Origin of the sequence: Paenibacillus sp. BJ-4 (assembly GCF_020404765.1) — a bacterium.
GTDB lineage: Bacteria > Bacillota > Bacilli > Paenibacillales > Paenibacillaceae > Paenibacillus.
The window spans coordinates 84,969-94,612 of the sequence record NZ_JAIVEM010000023.1; the positions used below are offsets into that span (position 1 = coordinate 84,969).

The following is a 9,644-nucleotide window of genomic DNA, read 5'->3' on the forward strand; positions in this document are numbered from 1 at the left end:
ATTGTGGGCGTCCGACATTTTGCCCTGATTGCGTAAGGCCTGTCCGACCGGCACATTACTATGTGTGTAATCGGAGTGCAACCAGCTATACACCGATGATAAGAGAATGGATTGGACAGTTCAAATATCGTGGGAATGAAAAGTATGCCTCTGCGCTGGGCGAGATCATGAACCGAGCCTATCAGGCGATGAGACTTGAGTTTGCAGGTGATAGCTATTCTGGTCTCAAGCGTTCTTTGTGGAGTGTAGATGTGGTGACCTGTGTTCCGGTAAGTGAGGCAAGACTCACAGAGCGAGGTTTTAATCAGGCTCAAGTTTTGGCAGAAGAGATTGCCAGGCGGAATAAGCTCCCTTTCGTATCTTTACTTGCTCGTCCACAAGATACAGGCAAACAAAGCTTTAAAACAAAAAAGGATCGTATAAGTACAATGGATAATGCTTTTACTGCTATTCCTAATATGGCGGAATTGTTGAAGTCTCTTGTTTTAAAAGCTGATTCCCGATACACATCGGAGAGGATGCAGTCTGCTACTGTTTTGCTCGTAGACGATATTTATACAACGGGTAGCACCTTGCGGGCGTGTGCGCGTGTTTTAGTTGAAAAGGCAGCTGAGCAAGGAGTACATTTGGCTATTTTTTGCCTGACTTTAGCAAGATCATAAGTCTAAATTTTCTGTATTTGTTGTGAGAGGATTGTCTGAAACTATGAAATAAATATTGAAATTGCTTTAAAAATGGCTTAATTGATAGAGTAGAGTTCTTTTACAACGCGCAAACAGCAGAATTTGACAACGAGCTAGAAAGAGATATATAATAAAAATATAGAGACAAACAAAAAGTAAGGAAGTGAGGGATGAATTTAGAATATTTCAATTTAGAGGTTGATTTTTTTGGAAAAGAGGAGTACAATTTCTATCTGTTGATAGCTAACATGAATTGGTAATAAGTGATTAGCTAATGACAAAAGAGCGGACATTGGGAGTGTCTCGCTCAGTAGTAAAGCAGTTAATTAAAATTTAAAGCAAAAAAAGAGGAGAGAAAAAATCATGAAAAACGTAATGAAAAAAGTAGTAGTATCTAGCATGCTGGCAGTAAGTTTAGGTGCAGTATCTTTGCTTAGTCCACTTGCAACAGGTCAAGTAATGGCAAAATCCAACTCTGATGACGAAAAACAACAACTGGAAGATCAAATAATTAGAGAACAACAAGAAGCAGCACAAAAAGCATTTGAAGCAAAAGTTTACGGAACTGGAACTACTGAAGATACAACAACTAAAACACCAGTTCAACCAGCTTCTGACAACAATCAAGCAACAACTACAAAACCAGCGACAACTACAACAACACCAGCTACCGTAAACACAATCACAGTAAATGTTCAAGATGGTGATACACTGGCTTCTATTGCAGAAAAATATGGCGTAACTGTTGAAGAACTGGTTAAAATCAATAACCTGATTAAAGTGGGTCAAGAACTGCAAGTACCACAAACAAACACCAATAAATAATAATTATTATGAATGCATAATAATATGTGTTTATTAAACCCAGCGTTTGAGTATAGTATACGGGAAGGGCTCTATTAAAACAATGCTTTTTTGAATAATTGTTTGTTTTTTTGGGCTGCAAATTTCCAATGATACATCTATCATGATTTCAGATAGTTTATGAATAAGATGATGATAGTTGCATGAGATTTATGAATCCCCACACTCCATGTGCGGAGCATTCTATGGGCGCCGATCCCCCGGATTTACTGCATTTGCTTGATAGTATTCGGGGCACAGGTAAACATGAATTCTTCTGAGGATTGTTTCGCCCGGTTTTTCCCTCAGCTTGACCTGCACTTCTCGTTTGATCATATTCATATATAGCTATATTAATTATAATGAGGCGCTATTCCCGAAAATTACTGGAATGGCGCTTATTTTATTTTTTATCTCAAATAAGTCGCATTGTTTGACGATAAATAAATACATGCCATAGGCTAAGATGTAAGGACTTGTTGGCTTCCTTAATTTGTATGTCATTTGAATAACGATACATACCGATGTAGAGGGGATTTTGCTGATGGATAGCAGTATCGTTTATACTTTTACTATGATAACGTACAAAATGTGTAGTTGTGTAAAATCTGAGAATCTTTTTTTGAAATATTTGCTAGACGGGGCTCTTCAGTATAAGGTAATGTAAGGATAAAAGTAATTAGAGATCGGAAATTGGAAAGGGGCGCTGCAGAGGATGAATTTGGATAACTGTCCTCGCTGTGGAAAGCTGTTTATTATGAATGTCAGAGGGCTCTGTCAGAATTGTATCAAAGATATTGAGCTTGAATATGAGCTTTGCGTCAAACATATACGTGAAAATAAAGGGATTCATATGCATGAGCTTTCGGAGGCGACTGGGGTATCCGTAAAGCAAATCACGACCTTTATACGTGAGGGGCGTATTTCCATTGCTAATGCACCCAATATGACGTATCCTTGCGAGGTGTGCGGAATACCGATTCGTGATGGACACATGTGCGATTCTTGTCGAACAAGACTGACCAAAGACCTGCATCAGGCCGCGCGTGAAAGCAGCAATCAGGATCAAATTAACAATATGGGCAAAGGTACCTACAGCGCAATTGATAAACTTCGTGGAAACTAGTACAGGGGAATTAAAAACGTATTCAGCTATTCAAAAAGTTTCAAATACCGCCGATAATCTTTATAGAGCTTATCGGTTTTTTTATTTTTAGCAACCATGCACAAAATAAAGAAGTAAGGCATAATACGAACCATGTTCGACGCTATGTCGTCTGATACATTCTGACCATATCAAAAAACTAAGGAAGGTGGAAGTTATGAAAATTAACGAGACCAACCGCATCGGAGCGATTAATCCATACCAGCGAAATATTGAAACAGGGCGCCAAGAGGAGCAAAAGAAATCTCGTCGCAAGGATGAGGTTTCCATCTCCCCGGAAGCAATGGAAATGCTGAACCGTAGCAGCGATACAGACCGAGTTAAAAAGATTCAGGAGCTTAAGCAGCAAGTAGCTTCTGGAACCTACCGTGTGGATGCAGACAAAATTGCAGAGAAGCTGTTGCCTTACTTCAAGCAGTCTTCCGAAAGCTAGGTGAAGTAAAATATGCCTTTAGAGCGCCTGATTGATGTGCTGGAGCAGCTGAGAGAGGCTCACGAGCAGTTGATTGCGTTAGGAACTCAAAAAAAAGCAGCACTGATATCTAATAAGGTAGATCAGCTCATTTTAGTCATGAATCAGGAATCGAAGATATCCAAACTTATTGATCAACTTGAGGAACAACGTATTTCCTCTGCATATGGATTTTTGCAGGAACGCGGAATTAAATCTAAGTTGAACTTAACCATTTCAGAGTTGTCACGTCTTGTTTTTGACCTTCAAGACAAGCAGAAGTTGTTAAGCATTCAAGCACGGCTTTCGGAGACGTTGAACGAACTTAAGCAACTTAATGAGTTGAATCGTCAGCTTATAGAACAGGCGCTCTCTTACATTGATTTTTCCATAGAGACTATGTCTTATTACGAGGAATCTGAGACCACGTATCACCGACCAGATGAAAAAAATTCTACTATCCGCTCAGGGTTATTCGACACTCGGGCCTAATTGCAGGAGGAAAATATGACCTCGACATTTCATGGTATAGAAACAGCAAAAAGAAGCTTAAATACACAAACGGCAGCACTAAATACAACTGGACACAATATCTCTAATGCCAACACAGCTGGTTATTCTAGACAAGTGGTCAGTATGAAGGCCACAGATTCTATGGAAGCCTATGGTTTGAACCGTTCCGTTGTAAGAGGCCAAATGGGTACAGGGGTTGAATTCACTGCCATTGAGCGTGTTCGTCAGACATTTTTGGATGACCAGTATCGCAATGAAAACTCCTCTTTAGGTGGATGGAGTATCCGCTACGATACTTTGAATAAGCTCGAAACAATTATGAACGAGCCCTCTGACACAGGAATGCGCAAGGTCATGGATAATTTTTGGAATGCTTGGTCGGATTTAAGTCAAGATCCCCAAGATGTAACTAACCGTAAAATTGTAAAAGAAACGACGCTCGCATTGACGGATGCATTGAATCAAACAAGCAAGCAGCTTGATGCGCTAGATTCCGATTTAACCAATAATATTACATTAAAAACAACAGAGATGAATTCTCTTTTGCAATCTGTAGCCGATTTAAATGGGAACATTACCAAGTTAGAGTCGTTGGGAGATAACCCAAATGACTTGAGAGATCAGCGAGATTATGCGATCGATAAGTTGTCTAAACTGGCTAATGTACAGGTTACTCAACTGGATGATGGGTATCAAGTAACAGTAGCCGGACAAATCGCTGTAACTGGTAGTGCGGTTACACCATTAACCGCAGACGGTCTTCAGGCTGCTTTTACAGGTGGTACCTTGACTGGCGGTGAAGTTTACGGAATGGTATTATCACGTGACAGATACGTTGCGGACTATAAAAATCAGATAAACCAATTGGCGAACACACTAGCCAACGGAAATATTGAAGTTACTCTTCCTAAAGGAACTGTGCTTCCTGAAGGGACAGTACTGAACACGGGACCGAATAATACAGCCGTTACTTACTCAAATGCTAATAATAACCGTACTTTAACAAGCGATTTGAAAGTTACTGTCCAAGGTATCAACGGACTTCACCAGTTGGGTTATACCATTAGTGGAACAACTCCTACCAAAGGGGACGCATTTTTTACTTCTAAAGATGGAGCTGCGATTACAGCAGGTAATATTACGCTAAATCCCGATATACAAAGTGATCCTAATAAAATTGCAACTTCTCTAAGGGTAGATGGCACGGGAACGACAGATGAGAAGGTAGTACTCGGGAATAATGCTTTAGCTATGGCTATGGCTAATTTGAAAAATGTAAAGTTTGATTTCGGGGCAGCTTTATCTAGTCCAACGTCAGTAGATGACTATTTTAGCTCTATTGTCGGACAACTTGGAGTTCAGACTCAGGAGGCGGAACGTCAATCGCAGAATGCACAGCTCCTGACGGAGCAGGTGGATTTAAGCAGACAGTCTGTCAGTGGGGTATCTCTGGATGAGGAGATGTCCAATCTGATCAAGTTTCAGCATGCTTATAGTGCAGCTTCTCGTTTTATGACGACATTCGACCAATTGCTGGACAAGCTGATTAATAGCACAGGCCGTGTAGGGCTCTAATTCAAATTAGTGGGAGGTAGCGTATGGCGATTCGAGTAACCTCGGGGATGATGAGTATGCAGACGCTCAGTAACCTGAATCGTAACTATAGTAATATGAATAAGATGGAGAACCAGATTACAACCGGACGTAAGCTCAATAAACCTTCAGATGATCCTGTGGGTGTGACTTATGCCCTTCGCTACAGAGCTGAGCTGGCCTCAAATGAGCAGTATTCCAGCAATGCTGATGCTGCTGTAAGCTGGTTGGATTTTACGGATTCCACTATGCAGCAGGCCGGAGACGTAATGAAGCGACTAAAAGAGCTAACGGTTCAAGCCTCAAGCGGAACTGTCCCTCAATCCGGATTGGATGCAATTAAGCTGGAGGTTGACCAGCTTAAGGAACAAATGACCAATATCGGGAATAGCCAGATTCGTGGCAAATACATTTTTAATGGTCAAAAATATGATCAGGCGCCTTATGAGCTTACGGGCACAATCACCAGTTATGACCAAGTTGATACAGATCAAGGTGCTGTCAATTATGCAATAGGAGATCAATCCACTTTTCAGGTGAATACTTCTGGAAGTGAGTTTTTTGGATCCTCAACAGATGCGGATAATATTTTTAAAGTTATGGATAACTTGAGTGCAGCCTTGGCAAGTGGAAACCAAACGACAGTATCAAGTCAACTTACAAATATTGAATCTCGTTTTACCAAAATGCAGTCCAGCCTGTCCGAAGTTGGAGCGCGCACGAATCGTGTGGAGCTTGTGCAATCACGTTTGGATGATCGCAATTTAAATTTAACAAATTTGCAGTCTAAGACTGAGGATGCGGATATTGCAAGCCTGATGATTCAGGCGACCTCTGCCCAGACCATATATCAAGCTGCTTTAAAATCATCGGCTCAAATCATGCAGCCATCTCTTATGGATTTTATGAGATGAGGTTTCGTTTTCTTTGACATTTTGAAGCTATGGACGAAGGTCCGTAGCTTTTTTGTTACTATTCTAGGAGGTTGAGGTATGAACCCAAAACATGAAATAGATAAAATGGAACAATATAAAGCAGAGTCGATTTTTATTTTCCCTAAAGGGTTACCCGGTTTCGAGCATTTACGTGAATTTAAGCTACAGGAACATAACGAATTGTTCAGTATTTTTAGTGCTGTAGAAGAGGCTGCGATCTCCTTTATAACAATCAATCCTTTTGATTTTGTACATGATTACGAGTTTGAGTTGTCCAATGATGCTCTTGCAGATATTGAGGTCACGGATAGAAAGCAAATTGCAGTACGTTGTATTGTAACCTGGCACAGTAATAGAGAAAAAATAACAGTCAACTTAATTGCACCTATCATTTTTAATACTGAAAATTTAAAAGGTAAGCAGATTGTTCTGCAAAATTCGGAGTATACGACTAGACATGCACTATGGCCAGATTTAAAATTGGAAGAGCAAGGCGGTGAAGCCTAATGCTGGTGTTGTCCCGCAAGAAAGGCGAGTCTGTCGTAATTCAGAATAATATTGTTTTAACGGTGCTTTCCGTTGAAGGAGATAACGTTAAAATTGGAATATCTGCTCCTAAGGATATAGATATTTATCGTAAAGAAATTTTCGATGCTATCCAGGATAATAATCAAAGTGCAGCCATGGATATTAAAACGCTCCAAACCGCAATATTGGAAATGGGCAGAGAAAGTGGCAGCACCGAGTAGTTTTATTTGTTGGATGTGATAAAAAAGCTGACCCAAGCAAGGGCCAGCTTTTTTGTTTTATCTATTTATTATCCTGTTGAAACTAAGAGGAATTTTAATAATCTTCATCTGTATTAAGTTATCTTATTTGGTAAGCAAAATGATAGAGACTGCTGATATCGGAGTTGAGCAGTTTACCGCCACTGTAAAAGTCGATTGGGATAATGTCAAAATAATGTGTGCTGACGCCGTTATAGAAAGAGTACTTACCTGCAGCCGAGGTTAAACCATTTACTGGGATCGTAAAGTATCCTTGCTCATTGGTTGTTCCGCTTGCTGTAAATACCTTATTGTTTATTGTCACAATAATTCTTGTGGTGACAATAGCATTTGCCACAGGGGTGCCTTGGGCATCAAACGCTCTGCCGCTAATGGTGATATTATTTTTTATTCTCCATTTTTGTCCATAACCATAGTTTATAAAACCGTATACTCCACCGTCTGTTGTAATATTGGAAGTTACCACCCGTGCAACATCAGCATTTTGATAACTCACTGTCAAAGTATACGGAGTGTTGAGATCGAACTTGGATGGTGCAACAACACGGATATAATATTCCCCTGCGGCTAGCTTCAACTGTGCGGTAGTGTTCTGGCCAAGATATCCGAGACTGGTCAAATTAGCGTCATATAGGTCCAGTCGGTATTCGCCGTAAGCTGAGGTATTATTGAGGTTGAGACGAACGCTAGTATCAGAAGGAACCTTGATTTTGCTCCAATCCTCATCCAGGATATTGTCGATCGTTTGGCTGCTGCTAAAGGTGGCTGATCCACGATCTTTAGCAAACCAAGGATTGTCATCTGGTTCACTGCTGTCATAGCTGTCGGATTGAATAGTGTGAATGGTAAACGGCTGGGTGACATCAAATCCCTTATATGATTGAACAAGCATGAAATAATAGCCAGTCCCTGCTACATAGCTGACCTGTTCATATTGACCAGCTCCCTTTGTAGAATATGAGATTTTATTTAGCGTTCCTGTGCTTTCATCAAGCTTGTATAGATGAAGATCGTAATCATTGGTTGTAGATGCCCCTGGATTTAGAAATACAGTCAGCTTATTGGGAGTTTCCACACGTGTGAAAAACCAGCGGCTTTCACCCTCCGAAGTAATATAACCCTGCGAGGAATTACCTGATTTAATAAAGATTGCCCCATCGGGCGTAGTGTTATAAACATCATATGTGACTGTAGAAACGGAAAGTTTATTGTTAGGCGAAGTCTCTGGCAATGCATTTAACTTTGGAGATTTTAAAATTTCCTCCTTGAAGATTGAAAGTGATTTGGGTTGGGTTGGCATTGTATGTAGATCGCTTAGAAGTGTGTTTGAGCCTTTCTTAACCATGGAATTTAAAAATTGTGCCGGCAACTGAATAGGTTTGGCTTGAGAAGAACCCGCAAATGCCTGATTAAAAGAAGATGAGAACCACCCGACCGCAAGAATTAAAACGGATAACAAACGAATAGTTTTCCGAAGCATAATTAAAACACTCCTCCAATTAGTATATTTTTTTACCACAAGCTTAATATAAGCTAGAGTTTAAGAGGTGTCAATTATTGGTCCTAATTAAAATTTTTACGTTTTTATTGTTCTCCAAAATAGATTTTTTTGAAAATTCTGAAATGCTATAAACAATATCGTGGTATGTGTCGATATATAATTTAGAGCGGTAATTCTTCAGGGCGGCCGACCTGTGAAGACGCTCATACCACAAGGACGTGGGAATTAAACCATTTCAGGGAGGAAATTTAAAATGATTATCAACCACAATATTCCTGCATTAAACACTCACCGTAACATGGGTATGAATAATGCTGCAGCAAGCAAAAACATGGAGAAACTGTCTTCCGGTCTGCGTATCAACCGTGCTGCTGATGACGCTGCTGGTCTCTCTATCTCCGAAAAAATGCGCGGACAAATCCGTGGTCTGGAACAATCTCAACGTAACGTTCAAGACGGTATTTCTTTTGCGCAAACTGCTGAGGGTGCGATGAACGAAGTATCCTCGATGCTTTCCCGTATGAAAGAACTGAACGTTCAAAAACTGAACGGAACATATTCTTCCAGCGATAAGAGCAATATCAACATGGAGCTTAACGCACTGGGATCGCAAATCAATGCTATCATGTCCAACACAACGTTCAATGGAATCAAAATCACTTCTAACGTAAAAATACAAGCTGACGATAAAGCTTTTACTATTACAGTTAGTGGTGTTGCTACAGCTGGATTCGTTGGTTTGAATAACACTACCACGTTGACAAATGTAAGTGCCGCTATTGAAAAAGTTGCTACTCAACGTGCTAAACTGGGTGCTGTTCAAAACCGTTTGGAATATACTTCCAACAACTTGGGTACTACAGTTGAAAACCTGACAGCTTCCGAATCCCGTATTCGTGATACTGACATGGCCAAAGAAATGGTTGCTTTGTCCAAAAACAACATCTTGCTGCAAGCTTCCCAATCCATGCTGTCACAAGCAAACTCTGCGCCACAAGGCGTACTGTCCCTGCTTCGTTAAGATTTTGGGAAGTAAACGTACCATTAAAGGCTCTGCATTTTGCAGAGTCAGGCTGTCGAGAAAGTCTCGACAGCTTTTTTTATGTTGATTTTGTTTAAGACGACACCGCGTTAATGTTGTATAATATAGGTAACTATTGTATAGAACGGAC

Annotated in this window: 11 protein-coding genes; 10 read left to right on the forward strand and 1 reads right to left on the reverse strand. The window is 40.3% G+C overall.

Going from position 1 to position 9,644, the window contains the following annotated elements; all coding sequences use genetic code 11:
* Nucleotides 1–167 precede the first annotated feature (167 nt).
* The 9 genes from LCF57_RS04940 to csrA all read left to right on the forward strand — a co-directional run bounded on the left by LCF57_RS04940 (nt 168) and on the right by csrA (nt 6,932).
* The gene (locus LCF57_RS04940) at nt 168–662 is read left to right on the forward strand and encodes a ComF family protein (RefSeq protein WP_225999705.1); all 495 of its coding nucleotides are present in this window, start codon (nt 168–170) and stop codon (nt 660–662) included.
* A 384-nt stretch (nt 663–1,046) separates the two neighbouring features.
* On the forward strand, nt 1,047–1,508 hold the full coding sequence (locus LCF57_RS04945) for a LysM peptidoglycan-binding domain-containing protein (protein WP_225999706.1): 462 nt from the start codon (nt 1,047–1,049) through the stop codon (nt 1,506–1,508).
* Nucleotides 1,509–2,241: 733 nt separating this feature from the next.
* A complete protein-coding gene (locus LCF57_RS04950) occupies nt 2,242–2,652 on the forward strand; it encodes a TIGR03826 family flagellar region protein (RefSeq protein ID WP_025716542.1) in 411 nt (136 codons plus the stop codon).
* A 196-nt stretch (nt 2,653–2,848) separates the two neighbouring features.
* Nucleotides 2,849–3,124 carry a flagellar biosynthesis anti-sigma factor FlgM gene (gene flgM, locus LCF57_RS04955; RefSeq protein WP_010349684.1) on the forward strand — a complete coding sequence of 92 codons (276 nt, stop codon included), beginning with the start codon at nt 2,849–2,851 and terminating at the stop codon, nt 3,122–3,124.
* Nucleotides 3,125–3,136: 12 nt separating this feature from the next.
* Entirely contained in the window at nt 3,137–3,634 is a 498-nt protein-coding gene (locus LCF57_RS04960; RefSeq protein ID WP_225999707.1) for a flagellar protein FlgN, read from the forward strand.
* A gap of 15 nt (nt 3,635–3,649) precedes the next feature.
* Entirely contained in the window at nt 3,650–5,230 is a 1,581-nt protein-coding gene (gene flgK, locus LCF57_RS04965; RefSeq protein WP_225999708.1) for a flagellar hook-associated protein FlgK, read from the forward strand.
* 23 nt (nt 5,231–5,253) lie between these two features.
* Nucleotides 5,254–6,162: a flagellar hook-associated protein FlgL gene (gene flgL / locus LCF57_RS04970; RefSeq protein ID WP_225999709.1), complete on the forward strand. Its 909-nt coding sequence runs from the start codon at nt 5,254–5,256 to the stop codon at nt 6,160–6,162.
* A 78-nt stretch (nt 6,163–6,240) separates the two neighbouring features.
* On the forward strand, nt 6,241–6,690 hold the full coding sequence (fliW, locus tag LCF57_RS04975; RefSeq protein WP_225999710.1) for a flagellar assembly protein FliW: 450 nt from the start codon (nt 6,241–6,243) through the stop codon (nt 6,688–6,690).
* Nucleotides 6,690–6,932, forward strand: coding sequence for a carbon storage regulator CsrA (gene csrA / locus LCF57_RS04980; protein WP_152379632.1), 243 nt, complete (start codon nt 6,690–6,692; stop codon nt 6,930–6,932). Before fliW ends, csrA begins: the two co-directional genes overlap by 1 nt.
* 118 nt (nt 6,933–7,050) lie before the next feature.
* Here csrA and LCF57_RS04985 read toward each other — a convergent pair whose 3' ends face one another.
* Nucleotides 7,051–8,451, reverse strand: coding sequence for a carboxypeptidase-like regulatory domain-containing protein (locus LCF57_RS04985; RefSeq protein ID WP_225999711.1), 1,401 nt, complete (start codon nt 8,449–8,451; stop codon nt 7,051–7,053).
* Between the two features lie 274 nt (nt 8,452–8,725).
* Here LCF57_RS04985 and LCF57_RS04990 point away from each other — a divergent pair, with 274 nt between their 5' ends.
* Nucleotides 8,726–9,493 (forward strand): flagellin, encoded by a 768-nt coding sequence (locus LCF57_RS04990; RefSeq protein ID WP_225999712.1) that lies wholly within the window; start codon nt 8,726–8,728, stop codon nt 9,491–9,493.
* Nucleotides 9,494–9,644 lie beyond the last annotated feature (151 nt).